Below are 22,765 nucleotides of genomic sequence, written 5' to 3'. Positions count from 1 at the left end.
TTTTTTCAGTGTCCGGTCGCCACCGGCCGCGCCGGATCGGCGCACCATTCGCTCCAGGAACCGGGATACAGCGCTGCGCCCGGCAGGCCCGCCACTTCCATTGCCAGCAGGTTATGGCAGGCCGTGACGCCCGAACCGCATTGCAGCACGGTTGCTTGTGGTGTGGTGATCAGTCCGGCGAACTCCTTTTCCAGCTCATCGGCGCTCTTGAAACGGCCGTCAGCCTGCAGGTTGTCCTTGAAAAAGCGGTTTTTTGCGCCGGGAATATGGCCGCCGACCGGGTCGATGGTTTCGTTTTCGCCACGGAAGCGGTCCGGCGCACGCGCGTCGAGCACCTGCAGCGCCTGCGTTTCCAGATTGGCGACCAGGTCCTGCACGCTGACGGTGCGCGTCAGGCTCGCTTGTTCGGTAATATTGCCGGGTGCGCGCGGCGCCACCGGCGTGACCAGTGGCAAGCCTTGTGCCTGCCAGGCGGCCAGGCCGCCGTCGAGCACGGCTACCTGCGCGTGGCCGATCCAGCGCAGCAGCCACCACAGGCGCGCGGCAAACATGCCGCCCTGCGCATCGTAGGCCACCACTTGCGTGTCGTGATTGACGCCCCAGGCGCGCAGCGCCGCAATCAGCGCCGTGCGTTCGGGCAAGGGATGGCGGCCGGTAAAGTCCACGCCGGCCGGCGCCTTGGGGCCCGACAATACGGTATCGATATCGGCAAACTGTGCGTTCTGGATATGCCCGGCGGCAAAAGCGTCGCTGCCGGCGGCGTGATTCATCAGGTCATGGCGGCAGTCGAGGATGACCCAGTTGTCGTCGCCGAGGTGGCTGGCCAGTTCGCTGGCGCTGATCAGGGTGGTCAGATGGATATTGGGCAAGGCAGTCTCCTTATACTTTACACTTCGCTGGCAATCGGGTCGGTGCGTTCGACGGCCACGCCACGTGCAGTCTTGCGTGTATTGTAATAGGTTGCCGCCAGGCCGGAGGCAAGAATAATGCCGATGCCAAGCCAGCCGTGCCAGTCGAACAGGTCGCCAAAGATCACCACGCCCCAGAAGCTGGAAAACACGATGCCCGTATATTGCAGGTTGGCCACCACCAGCGTCTTACCGAGGCGATAGGCGCGCGTCATGGCCACCTGCGCCATGGTTGCGCACAGGCCGATGGCCGCCAGCAGGCCCACGCCGTAGGCGCTGGTATGGGCGTGCCAGACCACGGGGCCGCCGCCGGCGCTGGCCACATGGCCGATCACGCCGGCGAGGAAGTTGACGATCGAGAAATACAGCACCACGCGGTATTCCGGTTCGCCCAGCAGGCCCAGCTTGCGCACCTGCAGGTAGGCCAGCGCCGACAGCATGCCGGAGACCAGGGCGGTAATCGCGCCGGCAGCCTGGTCGGTTTCAAACACCGGCTGCAGCAGCAGCGTTACGCCGACAAAGCTCATGGCAATGGCCACGGTCAGTGGCCATTCGACCTGCGCCATGCCTTTCCACCAGCCGCCGACCAGCAGGATCACGGCAATCCAGATCGGCGCCATGTAGTTGAGCGTCATGGCAGTGGCCAGCGGCAAAATGGAAATGGCGTAAAACCACAGCCATAGCGCCACCACGCCCACCACGCCGCGCCACAGATGCTGCAAGGGCATGCTGGTCTTGAAGCTGCCGCCCTGGTACAGCACGGTACAGGTCATGATGGTCGTGCCGATAATGCCGCGATACATCACGATCTCGGAAGTGGAATACAGGTCGGAGGCAAGCTTCACGCACACGCCCATAATGGCGAACATGAAACTGGCAAATAACATCCAAAGTGATTGCATGGGCTAAGCTGAAAAAGGCTGGAATAAAAAAGGGCCGCAAGGCGGCCCCGGGATTACAGTGCGATATTGCTGCGGTACCATTCGTGGAAATGCTGCATGCCGTCTTCCATCGGCGACTGGTAAGGGCCCACTTCGCTGGTGCCGCGCAGCATCAGCGCGCGGCGGCCGGCATCCATGCGCTGGCCGATTTCATCATCCTCGACGCACGTTTCCATGTAGGCGGCGCGTTCTGCCTCGACGAATTCGCGCTCGAAGAGCACGATTTCTTCCGGGTAGTAGAACTCGACCACGTTGCGTGTCTTTTGCGGGCCGTCCGGCCACAGGGTCGACACCACCAGCACGTGCGGATACCATTCGACCATAATGTTCGGATACAGCGTCAGCCAGATCGCGCCATACGGCGGCGGCTCGCCGCCACGGAACTGCAATACCTGCTCCTGCCACTTTTTATAGGCGGCGGAACCGGACTGCTGCAGGCCGCGGTGCACGCCCACCGTTTGCACGCTGTAATCCTTGCCGAATTCCCAACGCAGGTCGTCGCAGCTGACAAAGCTGCCCAGGCCCGGATGGAACGGTTCGACATGATAGTCCTCCAGGTAGACTTCGATGAAAGTCTTCCAGTTGTAGTTGCATTCGTGCACTTCCACATGGTCGAGCATGTAGCCGGAAAAATCGAGATCCTTCGAGACGGACAAATCTTTCAATTTTTCCATCACGTTATAGCCGTTCTGCTCGAACAGCAGCCCATTCCAGCTTTGCAGCGTGGTCTTGGCCAGGTTCAGGCACGGCGTTTCGGGGAAATGCGGTGCGCCGATCAATTCACCCTTGAGGTCATAGGTCCAGCGGTGCAGCGGGCAGACAATATTGTTGGCGTTGCCGCGGCCGTTGAACATCAGCGCCTGCCGGTGACGGCATACGTTCGACAGCACCTCGATGCCATTACTGTTACGCACCAGCATGCGCCCCTCGTTCTCGGACGCCAGGGTTGCAAAATCGCCGGTTTCCGGCACCATCAGTTCATGGCCAACATAGCGCGGGCCGGCCTGGAATAATTGCTTTATTTCACGCTGCAACAGCGTTTCGTCAAAATAGACGTGGACCGGAAGTTGCGCGTTTGAACGCGCCAGCTTGGCTTGCGTAGCCAGATCGGACATCCCAACCCCCCATAATAGGTACAACGGTCAGCAGCTTGCCCGGACCATCCACGGCAAGCGCTACAGAGAGAAAGAATCCGCAAAGACCTGAATTCAAAACAATTGAAACGGTATTTCGGACAGAACCGGAGATTATAGCGCGAATCGGCACCGGCATTGCCGACCTGCCTGCAAAAGCTTGATCGCACCGCCAGATTCAGGCGAAATAGAGCCAACATCATGCGATTTTGTTCAATTGGGGTCGATTTCATCACAATCGGCAGCTTCACGGCCGTCAATCCTTGCTTTGAGCACAGCAGAAGCGCTTTAGTTTTCACGCTGCTGGTGGTTTGTTCTAAAATAACGCTTCCGTGCTGGCCGGGGCTGCCCTGGCGTCTCCCGGCAAGTCACTCGTGCCACGAAAAGATCTGAGTTTATGTCTAAGAAATTAACTGCTGCTGACGCTGCGCCGGCCTCGTTTGAAGAGGCCATGGCTGAACTGGCGCAGCTGGTAACGCAAATGGAAGCTGGCCAGTTGCCGCTGGAAGCCTCGGTCGCCGCCTATCAGCGCGGCTCCGGGCTGGTCAAGTATTGTGCCGCACAGCTCGACAGTGTCGAAGCGCAGGTCAAGGTGCTCGAAGGCGACATGCTCAAACCGTTTTCCGACGCCGGCGAGGCCGCACAATGACGGCCATCGATCACGGCGTGACCTTCAGCGACTGGATGCAGGCTACCCAGGCCGGCGTGGAAAGCGCACTCGACCAGTTCCTGCCGTCAGCCGACACGGTGCCGCACAAGCTGCATGCGGCCATGCGCTATGCGCTGCTGGGGGGCGGCAAGCGCGTGCGCCCCTTGCTGGTGTTTGCCGCCGGCGAGCTGTTTGACGCCGATCCTGACACTGTGTCGCGCGCTGCCGGTGCGCTGGAAATGATCCACGTCTATTCGCTGGTGCATGACGACATGCCGTGCATGGATGACGATGCCTTACGCCGTGGCAAGCCCACCGTGCATATCGCCTATGATGAAGCCACTGCGCTGCTGGTGGGTGACGCGCTGCAATCGCAGGCCTTCACGCTGCTGGCCGAAGGCGCGGCAATTCCCCCGGCGCGCCAGATGGCCATGCTGCGCCTGCTGGCGCAGGCATCAGGATCAAGCGGCATGTGCGGCGGCCAGGCGATCGACCTCGACAGCGTCGGCCTGCCGCTGACGCTGGCGCAGTTAGAGCAGATGCACCAGCTCAAAACCGGCGCCCTGCTACGCGCGGCGGTGGTGTTGGGTGCGCTGGCCAGCAAGGACCTGGAGCCTGGCGAGATGGCCGCGCTGAACGCCTATGCGCGCGCGGTCGGCCTGGCGTTCCAGGTGGTCGACGACGTGCTTGACGCCACGGCCGATTCGGCTACGCTGGGCAAGACGGCAGGCAAGGATGCGGCGGCCAACAAGCCGACGTATGTATCGATACTGGGCCTGGAACCATCGCAGGCCCTGGCAGAACAATTGCGGTGCGACGCCCATGCGGCGCTGGCGCCATTCGGGGACAAGGCACGCCGCCTGCGCGAGTTGGCAGACCTGGTTGTGCAGCGGAAGGCATAAATGAAACTGTTAGAAACCATCAACGAGCCAGCACAGGTACGCCAGCTTCCACGTTCGCAACTGGTGCCGCTGGCGCAGGAGTTGCGCAGCTTTCTGCTCGATTCCGTCTCCAAGACGGGCGGCCATCTGTCGTCCAACCTGGGCACGGTCGAGCTGACCGTGGCGCTGCACTATGTGTTCAATACACCGCACGACCGCATCGTGTGGGATGTAGGCCACCAGACCTATACCCACAAGATACTGACGGGGCGACGCGAGCGCATGCCGACGCTGCGCCAGCAGGGCGGCATTTCGGGTTTTCCGAAGCGCGATGAAAGCGAATACGACACCTTTGGCACGGCCCATTCGTCGACCTCGATTTCCGCGGCGCTGGGCATGGCGCAGGCCGCCAAGATCAAGGGCGACCCGCTGCATGCGATCGCCGTGATCGGCGACGGTTCGATGACGGCCGGCATGGCCTTTGAAGCGCTCAATAACGCCGGCGTGCAGGAAGACCTGAACCTGCTGGTGATCCTGAACGACAACGACATGTCGATTTCGCCGCCAGTCGGCGCACTGAACCGCCACCTGGCGCGGCTGATGTCGGGCCAGTTCTATGCGGCGGCCAAGAACGTCGGCAAGTCGGTGCTGCCGGCGCCGGTGCTGGAACTGGCCAAGCGCTTTGAAGAACACGCCAAGGGCATGGTGGTGCCGGCCACCATGTTCGAGGAGTTCGGTTTCAACTATATCGGCCCGATCGACGGCCACGACCTCGATTCGCTGATCCCGACGCTGCAGAACATCAAGCAGCTCAAGGGCCCGCAGTTCCTGCACGTGGTGACCAAGAAAGGCCAGGGCTACAAGCTGGCCGAGAACGAGCCGATCCTGTACCACGGCACCGGCAAATTCAACCCGGCCGAAGGCATCAAGCCGGCCACGGCGCCCGCCAAGATGACCTACACGGAAGTGTTCGGCAACTGGCTGTGCGACATGGCGGCCCATGACAAGCGCCTGGTTGGCATTACGCCGGCCATGCGCGAAGGCTCGGGCATGGTCAAGTTCGAGCAGCAGTATCCCGAGCGCTACTTTGACGTTGGCATTGCCGAGCAACATGCGGTGACCTTTGGCGCCGGCCTGGCCTGCGAAGGCCTCAAACCGGTGGTGGCGATCTACTCGACCTTTCTGCAGCGCGCCTACGATCAATTGATCCACGATGTGGCGCTGCAAAACCTCGATGTGACGTTTGCGCTCGACCGCGCCGGTCTGGTCGGCGCCGATGGCGCGACCCACGCGGGCAACTACGACATGGCGTTTTTGCGCTGTATCCCGAACATGGTCATCATGGCTGCCTCGGATGAAAACGAATGCCGCCAGATGCTCACTACCGGTTACTACTACCCCGGTCCTGCGGCCATCCGCTACCCGCGCGGCGCCGGTGCCGGCGTGGCCGTACAGCCGCAGCTCGACACGATTGAAATCGGCAAGGGCGAAGTCAAGCGCCAGGGCAAGAAGGTCGCCATTCTGGCCTTCGGCTCGATGGTGGCGCCAAGCGTGGCCGCCGGCGAACAGCTGGGCGCGACTGTGGCCAATATGCGCTTTGTCAAACCGCTCGACGTGGCGCTGCTCAAGCAGCTCGCTGCCGATCACGATTACCTGGTGACGGTGGAAGAGGGCAGCATCATGGGTGGCGCCGGCTCGGCTGTCGCCGAGGCGCTGGCTGCCGAAGGCCTGGTCAAGCCGATCCTGATGCTGGGCCTGCCCGATACCTTTATCGACCATGGCGACCCGGTGCAGCTGCTGAAAAACGTGGGCCTCGATGCGGCCGGCATTGCCGCTTCGATCCGCCAGCGCTTTCCACAGGACGCAGCCGAGCCGCGCCTGAGCGTGGTGTAAATCGGGGTTGTGCATCGTTGATCGTTGACCGTTGATCGTGATCGTTGGCCGTGATCGTAGGTCGGATTAGCCGGGCCGCGCAGGCGGGGCAAAGCCCCGCGTAATCCGACACCACCACAGTCAGTGCCAACACAGTTGTCGGATTACGGCCCGAAGGGCCTAATCCGACCTACGCTTAAGTCTGCGTTTTGGCACCACCGCCGTCGACGCCCGTACCACCAGCTGTGGCGCTTCTGCCGTGCGCATCGGTGAGCCCAGGCTCGGGTTGGCAATCAGTTCAAGCAGCAGTGCAATGCTCATGGCCGCGGCCTGTTCGGTTGGCAGTGCCACCGTGGTCAAGGCCGGGCGGGCCTGGCGCGCGCTCTGGATATCGGTAATGCCGATTACCGACAGCTGCTGCGGCACTTTGATGCCAAGGTCGGCTGCCGCATGCAGCATGCCCAGCGCGGGCAGGTCGTTGGTGGCAAACACGGCCGTCACCAGGCCGTCGGCCAGCATCTCGGCGCCGGCGCTCAAGCCTCCTTCGACCGAATCATGGACATGCATGATGCGCACCACGGCGTCGCTGTGGCCCAGTTCGGCCAGCGCATCGTGAAAGCCGCGTTCGCGCTCCGAGTGGATGCAACTGGCGCCACCACCAAACAGTATGCCAATCTTGCGATGCCCGAGTGCGATCAGGTGGCGCGCCGCCAGCGCACCGGCCAGATGGAAGTCGACCGCCACGCACGGCAGGCCAGGCGGCTCATGCGGCTTTTCCCACATGCCCAGCACCACCGGTGCGCCGCGCCGCTGGGTCATTTTCAGATCGTCCACGCGCAGCTTGGCATTCATCACCAGCACCCCATCGGATAGCGTGCCGGCAATCTGGTCGAGGTAGGCGCGGCCGATATCGGGATCGTCATTGGTGTTGCAGACGATCAGAAAGCGGCCATGCTGGCGCGCCGCCTGTTCGGCCGCCAGCGCAAATTCAGGATAAAACGGGTTGGCTATGCTGGCCACCATCAGCGCCAGCGTCGGCGCGCTGCCCTCGGCCAGCGCGCGCGCTGTCAGGTGGGGGCGATAACCGAGCGCTTCGACGGCCGCCAGTACACGCGCGCGCGTCTCCTCGCCAACCTTGCCGCGCTGGCGCAGGACGTTCGAGACGGTGGCGGAGGTAACGCCGGCATGCTGGGCAACTTGGCTAAGGGTGGTCATGGGTCTGGTCAGGTGAAGATGCGTGCATTCAACAGCGTTAGCGTGCTCCTGTCAATGGCCGTCCGGCAGAAGCCTGACGGCACGAGCTATGCTGCAATGCCTATGCTGCAATGCATCACAAGAATTGATTGCATGCGCAAAAATCCTTTGTTATATTCCGTGTCAAGCAAGCGCTACAAGAATAAAAAAACCGCACCGGAAAACCGTGTCTGACTGACAGACACTTTTTTTTGAGTAGGAAGGTTAAGCGCTTAACCTACTGCTGGATGGAGACAAAGATGGCAAGCATTACCTTGAATGCGGTGCAAAAGTCGTATGGCGGGGCGACGGCGGTGATCCGCAATGTCGACCTCGATATCGGCGAGCATGAATTTTGTGTTTTCCTCGGGCCCTCAGGCTGCGGCAAGTCGACCTTGCTGCGCATGATCGCCGGCCTGGAAGATGTGACCGGCGGCGAACTGCGCATCGGCGGCAAGCTGATGAACGATGTGGCGCCGGCCGACCGCGGTGTGGCGATGGTGTTCCAGAGCTATGCTCTGTTCCCGCACATGACGGTGTATGACAATATCGGCTTCGGTCTGAAGCTGGCGAAAACCCCCAAAGATGAACTTGACCGGCGCGTGCGCGAAGCGGCGCGCGTGCTGCAACTGGACGAGCTGCTCGAACGCAAGCCTGGCCAGTTGTCGGGTGGCCAGCGCCAGCGCGTGGCGATCGGCCGCGCTATCGTGCGCCGCCCTGGCGTGTTCCTGTTCGATGAACCGCTGTCGAACCTGGACGCCACCTTGCGCGGCCAGACCCGTATCGAGATCGCGCGCCTGCACAAGCAGTTTGCCGACGCCAGCGTGGTGTATGTCACGCATGACCAGGTTGAAGCGATGACGCTGGCCGACAAGATCGTGCTGCTGCGCGCCGGTCCTGACGTGCAGCGCCTGGGCAGCATCGCCCAGGTCGGCAGTCCGCTGGAACTGTATCACCGCCCGAACAGCCGCTTCGTGGCCGGTTTTATCGGTTCGCCGCAAATGAATTTCCTGCCCGGCAAAGTGTCGTCGGCTGGCGCCTACATGGTGCGCGTGACGCTCGACCATACGGGTGAAACGCTGTCGGTAGCGGCCGATGGCCGCACGCTGCGCGACGGCGAAGCCGTTTGCGTGGGCATCCGCCCTGAGCATCTGCTGCTGTCTGCGCAGCCGGGCAACGCCATGACGCGCCGCGTGATGCTGATCGAACGTTTGGGTGAGCAGACCTATCTGCATTTCGAGCAGCCTGGTGGCGAGTCGCTGCTGGCCAAGGCGCCCGGCAATGTGGCCATCGAAGCCGGCGCCGAGCTGACGCTGGGCATGCTGGCGCAGCACTGCCATCTGTTCAGGGAAGACGGCAACGCCGTGCCTGCCCCCATTCAATCATCCCCTCAGGAGTGACGCCATGCGTTTAGGAGTTTGCTATTACCCGGAACATTGGTCCGAATCGATGTGGGCCGACGACGCCCGCCGCATGAAGTCGCTCGGCATCGAACAGGTGCGCATCGGCGAATTCGCCTGGAGCCGCATCGAGCCTGAACCAGGCAAGCTGCAGTGGGAGTGGCTTGATCGTGCCATCGATGTACTGGGCGCTGCCGGCCTGCAGGTGGTGATGTCGACGCCGACGGCCACGCCGCCAAAGTGGCTGATCGACCAGCATCCCGATATTTTGCCGGTCGGTGCCGATGGCCGCACGCGTGGTTTCGGCTCGCGCCGCCATTACGATTTTTCGTCGACCGCCTATTTTGAGGCGTCGCAGCGCATCGTCACCCTGCTGGCCGAGCGCTATGGCCAGCACGCCGCCATCTCGGCCTGGCAGACCGACAATGAATACGGCTGCCACCAGACGGTACTGAGCTACTCGCACGATGCGGTAGTGCGTTTCCGTGGCTGGCTGCAAGAGCGCTACGCCACCATCGAAGCCTTGAATACGGCCTGGGGCACGGTCTTCTGGAGCATGGAATACACCAGCTTTGACCAGATCGACGCACCGGTCGGTACCGTCACCGAAGCGCATCCGGCGCACCGCTTCGATTACCACCGATTCGCGTCGAGCGAAGTGGCGCGCTACAACCGCATGCAGGTCGATATCCTGCGCGCCCATGCACCGGGCCGCGTGATGGTGCATAACTTCATGCAGAACTTCTTCGAGTTCGATCACTATCCGGTTGCCGCCGACCTTGACGCCGCTACCTGGGACAGCTACCCGCTGGGCGCGCTGGAAGAATTCTGGTTTGCACCGGATGTGAAAGCGCGCTGGCTGCGCACCGGCCATCCTGACTTTGCCTCGTTCAACCACGACCTGTATCGCGGCATGTCGAAGCAGCCGTTCTGGGTCATGGAGCAGCAACCGGGTCCGGTCAACTGGGCCAAATGGAATCCGGCGCCGCTGCCGGGCATGGTGCGCCTGTGGAGCTGGGAGGCGTTTGCCCACGGCGCCGGCTGCGTGTCGTATTTCCGCTGGCGCCAGTGCCCGTTCGCACAGGAGCAAATGCACGCGGGCTTGAATACGCCAGACAACGTGCTCGATATCGGCGGCAGCGAAGCGCACCAGGTTGCGCAGGAGCTGGCCTCGATTGCCGTGCCCGACGCCAAGGTGGCAACCAAGGTCGCGCTGATTTTCGACTACGAAGCCAAGTGGCTGTTCCAGATTCATCATCAGGGTATCGACTTTGAATATGGCCCGCTGGTATTTGATTATTACTCGGCCCTGCGCACACTGGGCTTTGACGTCGACGTGATTCCGGCGTCGGCAGCGCTGGACGGCTACGCGCTGATCGTGGTGCCGCCGCTGCCGGTGATGTCCGGCGAACTGGTGCAGCGTTTGCACGACAGCGGTGCGCACGTGATTGTCGGTCCGCGCAGCGGCTCGAAAACGGTAGAACTGAGCATACCGGCCAACCTGGCACCGGGACCACTGACAGCGCAACTGCCGATGCGCGTCTGGCGTGTCGACTCGATGCGTCCGACCACTGAAGTAGCGGTACAGCGCGGCGCACAGCAGGGCGTGGCCACAAAATGGCGCGACCTGATTGAAGTGCAGGGCGCCACGAAGGTGGTCGCCAGTTTCGATGACGGCCATCCGGCCATCGTGCGCCACCAGCAGTTTCATTACCTGGCCAGCGTGTTCGATACTGACTTCATGCGCGACTATTTTGCCGAAGTGGCGCAGGAAGCGGGGTTGACGGTACTGCGCCTGGCCGACAGCATGCGCATCAGCCGCCGTGGCGGTTTGACTTATGTATTCAATTACGGCGATACGCCCGCTGCGGCGCCAGCCCAGGCAGGTGCACGCTTCGTGATCGGCGCGCAGCAGGTGCCGCCGCAAGGTGTGTCGGTATTCGAGGATCAACAGTGAGCGGGCGGCAGATCCGACTTTGTGTAGCAGTGGCTCTTCCCTTATAAAAAACCAAGGAGACAAAATGAAACGCACGATCAAGACTGTAATGCTGTCGGCAGTGGCTTCCGCTGTCATGCTCAGTGGTATCGCCCAGGCCGGCACGCTGGCCATTAATATCGCCTACAAGGGTGCCAGCCAGCGCACGGTATGGCAATCGACGCTCGACGAATTCAAAAAGGCCAATCCCGATGTGGAACTGAAGGTGGCGTTTGTCGACGAAGAAGCCTACAAGATCCAGCTGCCGAACTGGCTGTCGTCGGCGGCGCCCGATGTAGTGACCTGGCACAACGGCGAGCGCATGGCGTACTACGCCAGCCGCGGCCTGTTTGAAGACCTGAGCGGCGACTGGGTCAAGAACAACTGGAACGAAACCTTTGCTTCGAGCAAGGAAGCCTCGTCCTACAAAGGCAAGCAGTATGCAATGCCGACCGTGTACTACTCGTGGGGCATGTTCTACCGCAAGGACCTGTTTGAAAAAGCAGGCATCACTGCCGAGCCGAAAACCTGGGCCGAGCTGCTCGACGCGAGCAAGAAGCTCAAGGCTGCCGGCATTACGCCATTTACCGTCGGTGGCCGTGATGCCTGGACCCTGGCTGGCTGGTTCGACTATCTGGACCTGCGCATCAACGGCTACGAGTTCCATCAAAAGCTGATGAGCGGCGAAGTGCCGTACACCGATGCGCGCGTGAAAAAGGTCTACACCACCTGGAAGACGCTGCTCGACAGCAAATACTTTATCGACAATGCGCTGTCGTATGACCTCGACGCGGCCCAGCCGTTCATGTTCCAGGGCAAGGCTGCCATGATGTTGATGGGCACCTTCATTGCCAAGGGCTTCCCGGCCAAGCAGGCCCAGGTGATGGGCTACTTCCAGTTCCCGACTATCGACCCTGCCATTGTCGGTGCCGAAGAAGGCCCGATCGAGTCGCTGCATATTCCTAGCCGCGCCAAGAACAAGGTCGATGCGCGCCGCTTCCTGGCCTTTGCCGGCTCGCCCGCGATCAGCGCCAAGCTGGCCGAAGGCCTGGGTTCGCTGCCGGCCAACAGCAAATCGGCCCCGCCGGAAGAACCGATCTCGCGCATCGGTTTTGAGATCCTGTCCAATACCAAGGGTGGCATTGCGCAGTTCTACGACCGCGACATGACCAAGGAAATGGCTGATGAAGGCATGAAAGGCATGCAGAAATTCATCAACAATCCGGCTGCCATCGATGAAATCCTGGCGCAGCTGGAACAGGCCCGCAAACGCATCTACAAGAAATCGTGATGAATTCGCCGGCGTTCAAGCGGCATCGCGCCGCCTTCCTGTTCCTGGCGCCGGCCTGCCTGCTGGTTGGCCTGTACGTCGTCTACCCGATCCTGTCCACGATCTACCTGAGCTTTTTTGAATGGGATGGTCTGGCGGAAAAGAGCTTCGTCGGGCTGGCCAACTATGTCGAGCTGTTCCACGCGGAGACGTTTTTTACTGCGCTGAAAAACAACTTCCTGTGGCTGGTGCTGTTCCTGCTGGCGCCGCCGGCAGGGTTGGCCGTGGCGCTGTACCTGAACCAGCAGGTACGCGGCATCCGGCTGGTCAAGTCGCTGTTTTTTGCGCCGTTCGTGCTCTCGGGCGTGGTGGTCGGTCTGATCTTCAGCTGGTTCTACGACCCGACCTTTGGCCTGCTGGCGCTGATCCTCGGCCATGGCGTGCCGGTGCTGGGCGACCCGCGCTACGTGACCTACGGCATTATCTTTGCCGCGCTGTGGCCGCAAACAGCGTATTGCATGATCCTGTACCTGACCGGCCTGACCTCGATCAATTCCGAGCAGGTGGAGGCGGCGCGCATGGAGGGCGCCAAAGGCTGGAAGATGCTGGTGTACGTCATCTTGCCGCAACTGCGCCCCAGTACCTTCATGGCGGTGGTGGTGACGATTATCGGCGCGCTGCGCAGCTTTGACCTGATTTCGGTAATGAGCAGCGGCGGTCCGTTTGAAAGCTCGACCGTGCTGGCCTATTACGCATATGACCAGGCCATCAAGTATTACCGCCAGGGGTATTCGGCAGCTGTTGCCGTGGTGTTGTTCGGGTTGATGCTGATCTACATCGTGTACCACCTCAAGCGCATGCTGCGCAACGAAAAATAAGGGGAAACCATGTATCCGATGCCCGTTGCCAAGTGGAAGCCGTTCAATCGCGGCCTCTACAAACTGTCCCTGCCGCTGGCGCTGCTGGTGTGGCTGCTGCCGATGATCGCCGTACTGGTGACGTCGGTGCGCTCGACCGAAGAGCTGATGGAAGGCAATTACTGGGGCTGGCCGAAAGACCTGTCGCTGTGGGCCAATTACCACGAGGCGCTGACTGCCTCGCCCATGCTGCATTATTTCTGGAACAGCATCCTCATTACCGTGCCTTCGGTGGTCGGCTCGATTGCGCTGGCGGCCATGGCCGGCTTTGCCCTGTCGACCTACAAGTTCAAAGGCAACATCTTGCTGTTTGCGACCTTTGTAGCGTGCAACTTCGTGCCGGTGCAAATCCTGATGATCCCGGTGCGCAATATGTCGCTCGAGTTTGGCGTGTTCAACACAGTGCAGGGACTGATCCTGTTCCATGTGGCTTTCCAGACCGGCTTTTGCACGCTGTTCCTGCGCAACTTCATCAAGCAGCTGCCGTTCGAGCTGATCGAGGCGGCGCGCATTGAAGGCGCCGGTGAGTGGACGATTTTCACGAAAGTGATCCTGCCGCTGATCCGGCCGGCGCTGGCCGCATTGGGCATCCTGGTGTTTACGTTTGTGTGGAACGACTACTTCTGGGCGCTGGTGCTGACGCAAGGGGACGAAGCGGCGCCGATCACGGTTGGCGTGGCCGGCCTGAAAGGGCAGTGGACCACGGCCTGGAATCTGGTCTCGGCCGGCTCCATCCTGGCGGCCTTGCCATCGGTGATCATGTTTTTCCTGATGCAGAAGCATTTTGTTGCCGGCCTGACCTTTGGCGCGACCAAGGGTTAAGTTCGCTACGTAGTTCCCCCCGCTGCATGGCGGGCGTTGCGCCCCTTACAATATCTGCAGGTCAATTCGCAGAGACGGCAAGGGGCGCATGAAACTGAAACAACTGCAGCAGATGAGAGTGCGTGCCAGCGAACGCTGGGCACAGCGCCGTCCGGCCTGGCTGGCGGTGCTGGCTGTCGATGAAACCAATCTGTCCGAAGGCTTGCGTGCGGCCAGCGCGGCCACCGCCATGCTGCTGCTGGGCTGGCTGTTTGACCATCCCGATTTTTCCTGGGCCGCCATCGGCGCCTTCTGGACCTGCCTGGCCGATGCGGCCGGCACGCGGCGCATGCGCTTTGCCTCGATGCTGGGCTTTGCCGCAGCGTCGACCGTCGCTGGCGGCGTTTCGGCACTGGCCGCCGCACAGGGCATCTGGCCGGCGGCGCTGGCGGTGCTGCTGTTTTCCTGGCTGGGCGCGCTGGCGCGTATCTGGGGCGCGGCGGCCGGCCTGGTGGCTATTTTGTCGGCCACCGCCTGCGTGGTGATGGTCACGCATCCCTTGCATGACGCGCGCCAGGCGCTGTCTTTCCTCGGCATTTACCTGTCGGGCTGTCTGTTTGCCACCCTGCTCAGCTTTACCGTCTGGCGCATCGATCCGCTGCTGCCGGCGCGGCGCGCCGTGCGCAGCGCCTATGCGCGCCTGGCCGCCATTGCGCGTGACAATGCGCGCTTCCTGGCACGCACGCCGCTGGCCGGTACCACAGGCGAGGGCGTTGCCCATGGCGCCGTGCATCGCGCACGGGCCCGCGCCGCACTGGAGGCCGGACGCGTGGCGCTCGCTGCCGTGCCGCCGTCGCAGGCCGCCCGCCATCATCAGTACGAGCAATTGCTGCTGGCGCTGTCGGACGCCGAGCGCCTGTTTGCCTACCTGATTGCCGTCACCCATACCTGCGAGCACGAACGCCAGAGCCTGCATGCGCAGCCGCGTGCGCGGCGCAGTCTGGACACCATGGCGGTGCTGCTGCGCCGTTTTGGCCGCGTGGCGGGCGGCGCCGATATGCGCGAGGGCGAAGTTGCCGTGCTGCAGCAGCGCCTGGCCGCCTGCGGCCGGCGGCTGGAGGCGGCGCTGGGCGCGCTGCTGCCCTTGCGCCTGCATGTCGACACTATCGAACTGGACGCAGCCCCAATGGTCGAGCTGCCTTGGCCCGAAGCTGCCAGGCAAACCCTGCTGCAGGCCTGGCAGACGCTCAAGAACAACGCCACCGTGCAGTCGCTGGGCTGGCGCCATGCGGCGCGCGTGGCGCTGGCCACCACCACCGGTTTTGCGCTGGTGGCCTGGCTGCAGATTCCATTTGGCTACTGGGCTACCATGGCCACGTTGCTGATTCTGCAGCCGTCGGTGGCCAGCACCTGGCCGCGCGGCATCGAGCGCGTGACCGGCAGCGTGCTGGGCGCCCTGCTGGCGGTGCTGATCGGGCTGGCGATCCAGAGTCCGCTGGCCATTTCACTGATCGTGTTTCCGCTGATCGTGGCGACCATGGCGCTGCGCCGCGTCAGCTACAGCCTGCACGTGCTGTTCATGACGCCGGCCTTTGTGCTGGTGGCCGACTACGCGGCGCCGGCGAACGAGGCCATGTATGCGATCAGCCGCCTGGGCAACAATGTGCTGGGTTGCCTGCTGGCGCTGCTGGCCACTTTTTTCCTGTGGCCCGACCGCGAGGCCGACGACCTGCGGCCGCGCCTGGCGCAGGCCGTGTCGGCCAATTTGCAGTATTTGCTGGCCGTGATGGCGGCCGGCGGCAAATGGGATCGCACGATCGCCGGCGTGCGCCGCGAGGCGGGACTAGCCAGCAATAATGCCGAGCAGGTGCTGCAGCGCCTGCGCATTGAACGCCGGCTCGAACGCCATGGCCTGGCCTACCGCGCCATGCGCTTGCTGCCGCTGCTGCGGCGCGTGGCCGGCAGCGCTGCGCGCATCAGCCTGAGTCCTTTGGCCATGCCGGCGCCGCCGGCGCTGCAGCAGTGGCTGGCGCAAGCGGTGGTGCAGATCGAAGCCTTGCTGCACGACGGCGCCGACGCGAAAGCGTTGCCGCCTTGCGCGCCAGAGGGCCTGACGCCGCTGCAGCACGATGCCGTGGCGCAGTTGCAGGCCTTGCATGGCCTGCTGTGGCAGGTCGCAGCCGAAGCATGAATTGAGCACTGTTAAAAAAGCTGACAAACATGGCCTTCGGCATTGCAAATGGAAATGCAACTATCTATCATTTCGGGTTGCCAAAGCAGAACTCGCTGCTTGGCTTAACCAGACGGCCTATGACCATCCGATTTCATCTGAAGAAGACTTTTTTTGCTTGCGCCGTGCTGCTGGCTGCCGGCGCGACCTTGCCTGGCAGCGACGGCCAGGCCCGTGCCGCCGCCAGGGTTGCGCCAGCGGCGCCGGGCACCGATGCGTGCGCGCAGGGCACTGGCTGGAACATCGCCTGCCTGCGCCAGGTGTATGCCGGGCCGATTGCCAACTGGCCCAAGCCGCAGGTGGCCGATGGCATTACGCCGGTCGAGATGGCACCCGTGTCGTCATTGCCGCAGCCCAAGGTTGATCCCAAGGTAGTGGCGCTGGGCCAGCGCCTGTTTGCCGATCAGCGCCTGTCGGGCTCGAACGCGATTGCCTGCATCAGCTGCCATAGTCCCGCTTACAGTTTTGCCGACAACAAGCGTTTTTCGATTGGCGATGGTGGCCGCGCCGGCGTGCGCAATACGCCGGGGCTGCTGGGCGCGGGGCAGATGAAGTCGCTGTTCTGGGATGGCCGCGCCGCCACGCTGGAAGAGCAGGCGCTGGGGCCGCTCAGGCATCCCGATGAAATGGCGATGGATATCGAGGCGCTGCCAGCCAAGCTGGCCAGGCTCGACGACTACATGCAACAGTTCGATGCTGCCTTCGGCAAGGAGGGGGGCGTGACGTTGCCGCGCATATTGACGGCGCTGGCCGATTACCAGCGTACCCTGATTCCGCCCGAGACGCGGTTTGACACGTTCCTGGAAGGCCAGCGCACGGCGCTGAACGACCGTGAATTGCTGGGCCTGCACTTGTATCGCACCAAGGCGCGCTGCATGAGCTGTCACAGCGGCGTGCTGCTGACCGACCAGCAGTTCCATAACCTGGGGCTATCGCTGTATGGTCGCAAGTTTTTTGAAGACTGGGGCCGCTACCAGGCCACCAACGCCGATGCCGATGTGGGCAAGTTTCGCACGCCCGGGCTGCGTGGGGTGTCGCATTCAGGCCCGTGGATGCACCATGGCCTGATTCCATCGCTCAATGAAGTGCTGATCATGTACAACACCGGCATGCCCAAGCCCAAGCCGCGCACAGCCGCGCAGAAAGCCGATCCGAAATTCCCGATATCGTCAGATTTGTTGCAGCCATTGAAACTGACGGCAGACGAACTCGATGCCATGAAGAGTTTCCTGGAAGTGCTGTAACTGCCGGTGCGTCAGGCTGCCGGTTCGGCAGCCGCACCGGCTTTCTTCGGGCGTCCGCCCAGTTTGCCATTTTCACGCGATGCAGCAGCCTTGGCGCTTGAGCGCGCCTGGCCGCCCTTGCGACCGTTTTGCGCCGCTGCCCAGCGTTGCGACCCCAGAAAACCTTCGAGCAGGGCAGGCAGATACAGGTCGGCGTCAACCAGCGGGAAATGCACGCCCAGCCCCGATGGGCTGATTTCGCTGATGTCGAGTTGTTCCGGTGTGGCCTGTGCCAGCGCCTCCACATCGCCCGGTGCAAAAGCCAGCTGCAGTTTTGACGCCAGCGTAATGACCACGCGCGCCAGATGCCGGTCGTAGTGCACGGCCACGGCCGCAGGAAAGGTGGCAGCCTTGTCGGCCGCGCGCTGGTTAGCCAGCAGAAAATCGTTATCGGTCAGGTCCATGGATTTGCCTCCAATGCCAGCACAGATCGGTCAATACGGCCAGCAGGGCCGCAACGATCCGGTTCAATTGTTGTCGTGCGTAGCCGTAGTTCTCTCGCAATTGCGGTGGCCCATGGGGACACGACAGGACAAACACAGCCTCACACCCGCGCCCGATCACATGCACATGGGCCGGCCGATGATCATTGGAATAAATGACAACGCGCAGGCCTTGCAAGGTCAGGATGGTAGGAATTTTAGCGTAAACCTAAGTGATTGGGTTATTTTTTACTATTTTTTAGTAGCAGCGGTCATCTTAGGCCGGCCTGCGCTGGTTGTCCGTCGTGATCGATGGTTTGGTTGCGCTATCGCAGAGTCCTCAATTATCTGGTGCGGTCGTGCCGCCACAGCACATCGCCGCCGCCGGCAAAGCGGTTGAGCACGCGCGCAAGCACGAACAGCAGGTCGGACAGGCGGTTCAGGTACTGGCGCGGATGGGCATTGATGGTTTCGCTGCCGGCCAGCGCCACCAGCTGGCGTTCGGCGCGCCGGCAGATGGTGCGGCAGACATGGGCCAGCGAAGCGGCGCGCGAGCCGGCTGGCAGGATGAATTCGCTCAGCGCAGGCAGGTCAGCGTTGTATTTGGCCAGCAGGGTGTCGAGCCGCAGCACATGCTCTTCCTTGATCAGCTGGTAGCCAGGGATGCAGATTTCGCCGCCCAGGTCGAACAGGTCGTGCTGGATCGCCATCAGCTCGTCGCCCAGGGTGGCCGGCATGTCTTCGCACAGCAGCAGTCCCAGATGGGAGTTGAGCTCGTCGACGTCGCCCATGGCGTGGATGCGCGCGCTGTCCTTGCCGACGCGGCTGCCGTCACCCAAGCCGGTGGTGCCATCGTCGCCGGTGCGCGTGGCTATTTTCGAGAGTCGCTTGCCCATGGTTGATCCTTCAATGAAAAGGGGCAGCATACGACACTGTGCGCCTGCCAGCCAGCGGCCGCACGGCCAATCGCGCCAAAACTTGCAGTGCAGCGCCAAATTGTGCTTACAATCGTGGCAATGCCATGCCAGGACACGCTTTCATGCTTACTGCTGCATCCACCGGATTTTCCCTCTCGCGCCAGCAGCAAGTGCTGGCCGCCTTGCTGGCAGTGCTGCCGGCGCGCTGCGTGCTGTCGGCTACCGAAGACACGCGCCCCTACGAATGCGACGGTCTGGCCGCCTACCGGCAGTTGCCGATGATCGTCACCTTGCCCGACACCGAACAGCAGGTGCTGGCCATCCTGCAGGTGTGCCGCGAGCTGCAGGTGCCGGTGGTGCCGCGCGGCGCCGGCACCGGCCTGTCCGGCGGTGCGCTGCCGATTGCCGACGGGGTGGTGCTGTCGACGGCACGCCTGAACCGCATCGTGCGCGTCGACGCTTATGCGCGCCTGGCCGTGGTACAGCCGGGCGTGCGCAACCTGGCCATTTCCGAAGCCGCCGCGCCCCATGCGCTGTACTATGCGCCCGATCCGTCGTCGCAGATTGCCTGCACCATCGGCGGCAACGTGGCGGAAAATTCGGGCGGCGTGCATTGCCTGAAATACGGCCTGACAGTGCACAATGTACTGCGCGTGCGCGTAGCCACCATCGACGGCGACATCATCGAACTTGGTGGCGAAGCGCTCGACGCGCCCGGGCTCGATCTGCTGGCCGTCTTTATCGGCTCCGAAGGCATGCTGGGCATCGTCACCGAAGTCACGGTGCGCCTGATTCCCAAGCCGGCCACGGCGCGCGTGATCATGGCCTCGTTTGACGACGTCGTCACCGGCGGCAATGCAGTGGCCAATGTGATTGCCGCTGGCATTATTCCGGCTGGCCTGGAAATGATGGACCAGACCTCGTCGCGCATGGTCGAGCCGTTTGTCAAAGCCGGCTACGATATCGATGCAGCCGCCATTTTGCTGTGCGAAGCCGATGGCACGCACGCCGAAGTGGCCGAGGAAATCGCCCGCATGACATCGGTGCTGGAAGGGGCGGGCGCCAGCGCGATTGCCGTGTCAAATACCGAGGCCGAACGCATGCGCTTCTGGTCGGGCCGCAAGAACGCCTTTCCGGCAGCCGGACGCATCTCGCCCGATTACTACTGCATGGACGGCACCATCCCGCGCAAGAAGCTGGCCGAGGTGCTGACCGGCATTGCGCGCATGGAGCAGACGCATGGCCTGCGCTGCGCCAACGTGTTTCATGCCGGCGACGGCAATCTGCATCCGCTGATTCTGTTCGATGCCAATGTGCCGGGGGAATTCGAGCGCGCCGAGGCGTTTGGCGCCGATATCCTGGCGTTGTGCGTGGCCGTGGGCGGCACCATTACCGGCGAACACGGGGTGGGCATGGAGAAGATCAACTCCATGTGCGTGCAGTTTGCGCGCGCCGAACTCGAGGCCTTTTTTGCCGTCAAGCGCGCCTTCGATCCGCACGGCCTGCTCAACCCGGACAAGGCGATACCGACGCTGCACCGCTGCGCCGAATTTGGCAAGATGCATGTGTCGGGCGGACGGCTGCCGTTTGCCGGCCTGCCGCGTTTTTAATGGAGCGTACAGTGGAGACCATAGCGGCACAATTCAAAGAGCGCATCATCGAAGCGAGCGCCAGCGGCACGCCGCTGCGCCTGCGCGGCAGCGGCAGCAAGGACTGGTACGGCCAGCAGCTCGAGGGCGAAGTGCTCGATACGCGCGGCTACACCGGCATTATCGACTACGAGCCGACCGAACTGGTGATCACGGCGCGCTGCGGCACGCCGTTGGCCGAGATCGAAGCAGCGCTGGCGGCGCGCAACCAGATGCTGGCATTCGAGCCGCCGCATTTCGGCGCCGGCGCCACCATCGGCGGCACCGTGGCCTGCGCGCTGTCGGGGCCACGCCGCGCCAGTGCCGGCGCACTGCGCGACTTCGTGCTGGGCGCGGTGCTGCTTGACGGTGCCGGCCAGCGCCTGGCCTTTGGCGGCCAGGTGATGAAAAACGTGGCCGGCTACGACGTGTCGCGGCTGCTGGCCGGTTCCATGGGCACGCTGGGCCTGATCCTCGAAGTGTCGCTCAAGGTGTTGCCACTGCCGCTGCGCGAAGCGAGCTTGCGCTTTGAATGCGAAGAAGTGGCGGCGCTGCGCCGGCTCAATGAATGGGCCGGCCAGCCTTTGCCGATCTCGGCCAGTTGCTGGCATGACGGCGTGCTGACGCTGCGCCTGTCGGGCGCCGAGGCGGCGGTGCAGGCAGCCGCGCAGTCGCTGGGAGGAGAGTTGCTCGACGCCGTAGCGGCCGGCGCTTTCTGGCTGACCTTGCGCGAACAGACGCACGCCTTTTTTGACGGCGCCGGCAGCCTGTGGCGCCTGTCGCTGCCGCCGCACGCCAGCAGCCTGATACTGAAAGGGCGCCAGCTGATCGAGTGGGGCGGGGCGCAGCGCTGGCTCAGGCTGGACGGCGCTGCCGATGCCGAGGCGGCGCAGCGCATCCGCCAGGTGGTCTCTGCCGCCGGCGGTCATGCTACGCTGTTTCGTGGAGGCGACAAGGCGGTCGGTGTATTCCAGCCGCTGGCGCCGGCCGTGGCGCGCATCCACCAGCGCCTGGCGCAGGCGTTTGATCCGGCCGGCATTTTCAACCGGCACAGAATGTACTGAGGACGCATGCAAACCAACCTTGCCGATTTCATTAAAAACACGCCGGCTGGCGACGAAGCCGAAGCCATTTTGCGCGCTTGCGTGCACTGCGGCTTTTGCACCGCGACTTGCCCGACTTATCAGTTGCTGGGCGACGAACTCGATGGCCCGCGCGGGCGCATCTATCTGATCAAGCAGGTGCTCGAAGGCGCACCGGTGACTAGCAAGACGCAAAACCACCTCGACCGCTGCCTGACCTGCCGCAATTGCGAGTCGACCTGTCCGTCCGGCGTCCAGTATGGTCGGCTGGCCGATATCGGCCGCCAGGTGATCGAGCAGCGCGTGCCGCGCAGCCTGCGCGAGCGCGCGCTGCGCTTTGCGCTGAAAGAAGCGCTGCCGCGCCGCTGGCTATTTACGCCGCTGTATAAAACCGGCCAGGCGCTGCGCCCGCTGCTGTCGAAAAGCTTACAGGACAAGCTGCGCCCGGCCGCAAAACCTGGCCGCTGGCCGACTCGCGCGCATGCGCGCAAGATGCTGCTGCTCGACGGCTGCGTGCAGCCGGCCATGTCGCCCAATATCAACGCTTCCACCGCACGCGTGCTCGATGCGCTGGGCGTGAAGCTGATCGTGGCACCCAAGGCCGGCTGCTGCGGCGCGCTGCGCCATCACCTCAATGATCAGGAGGCGGCGCTGGACGACATGCGGCGCAATATCGACGCCTGGTGGCCGTATGTGGAGCAGGTTGAAGCGATCGTGATCACGGCCTCGGGCTGCGGCGCCACGGTCAAGGAATACGGCCATCTGCTGGCGCACGACGCGCGCTATGCGCTCAAGGCCGCGCGCATCACCGCGCTGGCGCGCGACCTGTGCGAAGTGATTCCACCGTTTGAAGCACAGCTGGCCGGCCTGCTCAGGGGACGCATTGACGGGCGCGTGGCGTACCACCCGCCCTGTACGCTGCAGCATGGCCAGCAGCTGCGCGGCCATGTCGAGCAGGTGCTGCGCGCGGTCGGCGTCGATGTGCGCCTGTGCGCCGACAGCCATCTGTGCTGCGGCTCGGCCGGCACCTATTCGCTGCTGCAGCCGGCACTGTCGCAGCAGCTGCGCGACAACAAGCTGGCCCATCTCGATGCCTGCGCACCGGACATGATCGTGTCGGCCAATATCGGCTGCCTGTCGCATCTGCAGTCGGGTACCGAAACGCCAGTGCGGCACTGGATCGAATTGCTCGACGCGGCCTTGCCGCCAGCGCGGGCTTGATG

The 22,765-nt window shown here is 63.0% G+C and carries 20 protein-coding genes; 13 read left to right on the top strand and 7 right to left on the bottom strand.

Features of this window, described 5'->3' with window-relative positions:
• Positions 1–5 precede the first annotated feature (5 nt).
• From GCM43_RS10455 to GCM43_RS10445, 3 genes are read right to left on the bottom strand one after another with little or no spacing between them, the layout of a single operon-like run.
• Positions 6–860 carry a sulfurtransferase gene (locus tag GCM43_RS10455; protein WP_152244223.1) on the bottom strand — a complete coding sequence of 285 codons (855 nt, stop codon included), beginning with the start codon at positions 858–860 and terminating at the stop codon, positions 6–8.
• A 26-nt stretch (positions 861–886) separates the two neighbouring features.
• Positions 887–1,810 (bottom strand): DMT family transporter, encoded by a 924-nt coding sequence (locus GCM43_RS10450; RefSeq protein WP_152243940.1) that lies wholly within the window; start codon positions 1,808–1,810, stop codon positions 887–889.
• A 53-nt stretch (positions 1,811–1,863) separates the two neighbouring features.
• Positions 1,864–2,964: an aromatic ring-hydroxylating oxygenase subunit alpha gene (locus GCM43_RS10445; RefSeq protein WP_152243938.1), complete on the bottom strand. Its 1,101-nt coding sequence runs from the start codon at positions 2,962–2,964 to the stop codon at positions 1,864–1,866.
• Between the two features lie 415 nt (positions 2,965–3,379).
• On the opposite strand from GCM43_RS10445, the gene GCM43_RS10440 reads away from it, so the two are divergent.
• Genes GCM43_RS10440 through dxs form a run of 3 tightly spaced genes read left to right on the top strand, consistent with a single transcriptional unit; the run spans position 3,380 to position 6,405 of the window.
• Positions 3,380–3,631, top strand: a complete 252-nt coding sequence (locus GCM43_RS10440) for an exodeoxyribonuclease VII small subunit (RefSeq protein ID WP_152243936.1) — start codon at positions 3,380–3,382, stop codon at positions 3,629–3,631.
• Positions 3,628–4,533, top strand: coding sequence for a polyprenyl synthetase family protein (locus tag GCM43_RS10435; RefSeq protein ID WP_152243934.1), 906 nt, complete (start codon positions 3,628–3,630; stop codon positions 4,531–4,533). The genes GCM43_RS10440 and GCM43_RS10435 overlap by 4 nt, the downstream gene beginning before the upstream one ends.
• Positions 4,534–6,405 carry a 1-deoxy-D-xylulose-5-phosphate synthase gene (gene dxs, locus GCM43_RS10430; protein ID WP_152243932.1) on the top strand — a complete coding sequence of 624 codons (1,872 nt, stop codon included), beginning with the start codon at positions 4,534–4,536 and terminating at the stop codon, positions 6,403–6,405.
• A gap of 159 nt (positions 6,406–6,564) precedes the next feature.
• Here dxs and GCM43_RS10425 read toward each other — a convergent pair whose 3' ends face one another.
• The gene (locus tag GCM43_RS10425; protein ID WP_152243930.1) at positions 6,565–7,599 is read right to left on the bottom strand and encodes a LacI family DNA-binding transcriptional regulator; all 1,035 of its coding nucleotides are present in this window, start codon (positions 7,597–7,599) and stop codon (positions 6,565–6,567) included.
• Positions 7,600–7,877: 278 nt separating this feature from the next.
• Between GCM43_RS10425 and GCM43_RS10420 the strand changes: the two genes are divergently transcribed.
• The 7 genes from GCM43_RS10420 (at position 7,878) to GCM43_RS10390 (ending at position 17,454) form a co-directional block, all read left to right on the top strand.
• A complete protein-coding gene (locus GCM43_RS10420) occupies positions 7,878–9,017 on the top strand; it encodes an ABC transporter ATP-binding protein (protein WP_152243928.1) in 1,140 nt (379 codons plus the stop codon).
• Between the two features lie 4 nt (positions 9,018–9,021).
• Entirely contained in the window at positions 9,022–10,974 is a 1,953-nt protein-coding gene (locus tag GCM43_RS10415) for a beta-galactosidase (protein ID WP_152243926.1), read from the top strand.
• Between the two features lie 88 nt (positions 10,975–11,062).
• Positions 11,063–12,283 (top strand): ABC transporter substrate-binding protein, encoded by a 1,221-nt coding sequence (locus tag GCM43_RS10410; protein ID WP_413770946.1) that lies wholly within the window; start codon positions 11,063–11,065, stop codon positions 12,281–12,283.
• Positions 12,283–13,140, top strand: coding sequence for a carbohydrate ABC transporter permease (locus tag GCM43_RS10405; RefSeq protein WP_226929430.1), 858 nt, complete (start codon positions 12,283–12,285; stop codon positions 13,138–13,140). The genes GCM43_RS10410 and GCM43_RS10405 overlap by 1 nt, the downstream gene beginning before the upstream one ends.
• A gap of 9 nt (positions 13,141–13,149) precedes the next feature.
• The gene (locus GCM43_RS10400; protein ID WP_152243922.1) at positions 13,150–14,001 is read left to right on the top strand and encodes a carbohydrate ABC transporter permease; all 852 of its coding nucleotides are present in this window, start codon (positions 13,150–13,152) and stop codon (positions 13,999–14,001) included.
• 88 nt (positions 14,002–14,089) lie between these two features.
• Positions 14,090–16,171, top strand: coding sequence for an FUSC family protein (locus tag GCM43_RS10395; protein ID WP_152243920.1), 2,082 nt, complete (start codon positions 14,090–14,092; stop codon positions 16,169–16,171).
• Positions 16,172–16,290: 119 nt separating this feature from the next.
• Positions 16,291–17,454, top strand: a complete 1,164-nt coding sequence (locus tag GCM43_RS10390; RefSeq protein WP_152243918.1) for a cytochrome-c peroxidase — start codon at positions 16,291–16,293, stop codon at positions 17,452–17,454.
• Positions 17,455–17,465: 11 nt separating this feature from the next.
• Here the strand turns inward: GCM43_RS10390 and GCM43_RS10385 are convergent, their stop codons facing one another.
• The 3 genes from GCM43_RS10385 to GCM43_RS10375 form a co-directional block, all read right to left on the bottom strand.
• Entirely contained in the window at positions 17,466–17,897 is a 432-nt protein-coding gene (locus tag GCM43_RS10385) for a DUF2442 domain-containing protein (RefSeq protein ID WP_152243916.1), read from the bottom strand.
• Complete coding sequence (locus GCM43_RS26555) at positions 17,881–18,057, bottom strand: hypothetical protein (RefSeq protein ID WP_413770945.1); 177 nt, start codon at positions 18,055–18,057, stop codon at positions 17,881–17,883. Before GCM43_RS26555 ends, GCM43_RS10385 begins: the two co-directional genes overlap by 17 nt.
• 202 nt (positions 18,058–18,259) lie before the next feature.
• The gene (locus GCM43_RS10375) at positions 18,260–18,811 is read right to left on the bottom strand and encodes a cob(I)yrinic acid a,c-diamide adenosyltransferase (protein WP_152243914.1); all 552 of its coding nucleotides are present in this window, start codon (positions 18,809–18,811) and stop codon (positions 18,260–18,262) included.
• 143 nt (positions 18,812–18,954) lie between these two features.
• On the opposite strand from GCM43_RS10375, the gene GCM43_RS10370 reads away from it, so the two are divergent.
• Genes GCM43_RS10370 through glcF form a run of 3 tightly spaced genes read left to right on the top strand, consistent with a single transcriptional unit; the run spans position 18,955 to position 22,763 of the window.
• The gene (locus GCM43_RS10370) at positions 18,955–20,442 is read left to right on the top strand and encodes an FAD-linked oxidase C-terminal domain-containing protein (RefSeq protein ID WP_152243912.1); all 1,488 of its coding nucleotides are present in this window, start codon (positions 18,955–18,957) and stop codon (positions 20,440–20,442) included.
• Positions 20,442–21,524 carry a glycolate oxidase subunit GlcE gene (glcE, locus tag GCM43_RS10365; protein ID WP_152243910.1) on the top strand — a complete coding sequence of 361 codons (1,083 nt, stop codon included), beginning with the start codon at positions 20,442–20,444 and terminating at the stop codon, positions 21,522–21,524. The genes GCM43_RS10370 and glcE overlap by 1 nt, the downstream gene beginning before the upstream one ends.
• Positions 21,525–21,530: 6 nt before the next feature.
• Positions 21,531–22,763 (top strand): glycolate oxidase subunit GlcF, encoded by a 1,233-nt coding sequence (gene glcF, locus GCM43_RS10360; protein ID WP_152243908.1) that lies wholly within the window; start codon positions 21,531–21,533, stop codon positions 22,761–22,763.
• Positions 22,764–22,765 lie beyond the last annotated feature (2 nt).

Source organism: Janthinobacterium aquaticum (genome assembly GCF_009208565.1).
Lineage (GTDB): Bacteria > Pseudomonadota > Gammaproteobacteria > Burkholderiales > Burkholderiaceae_D > Janthinobacterium.
Note: the sequence above shows the minus strand (reverse complement) of the source record. Positions and strands in the feature narration are given on the sequence as shown.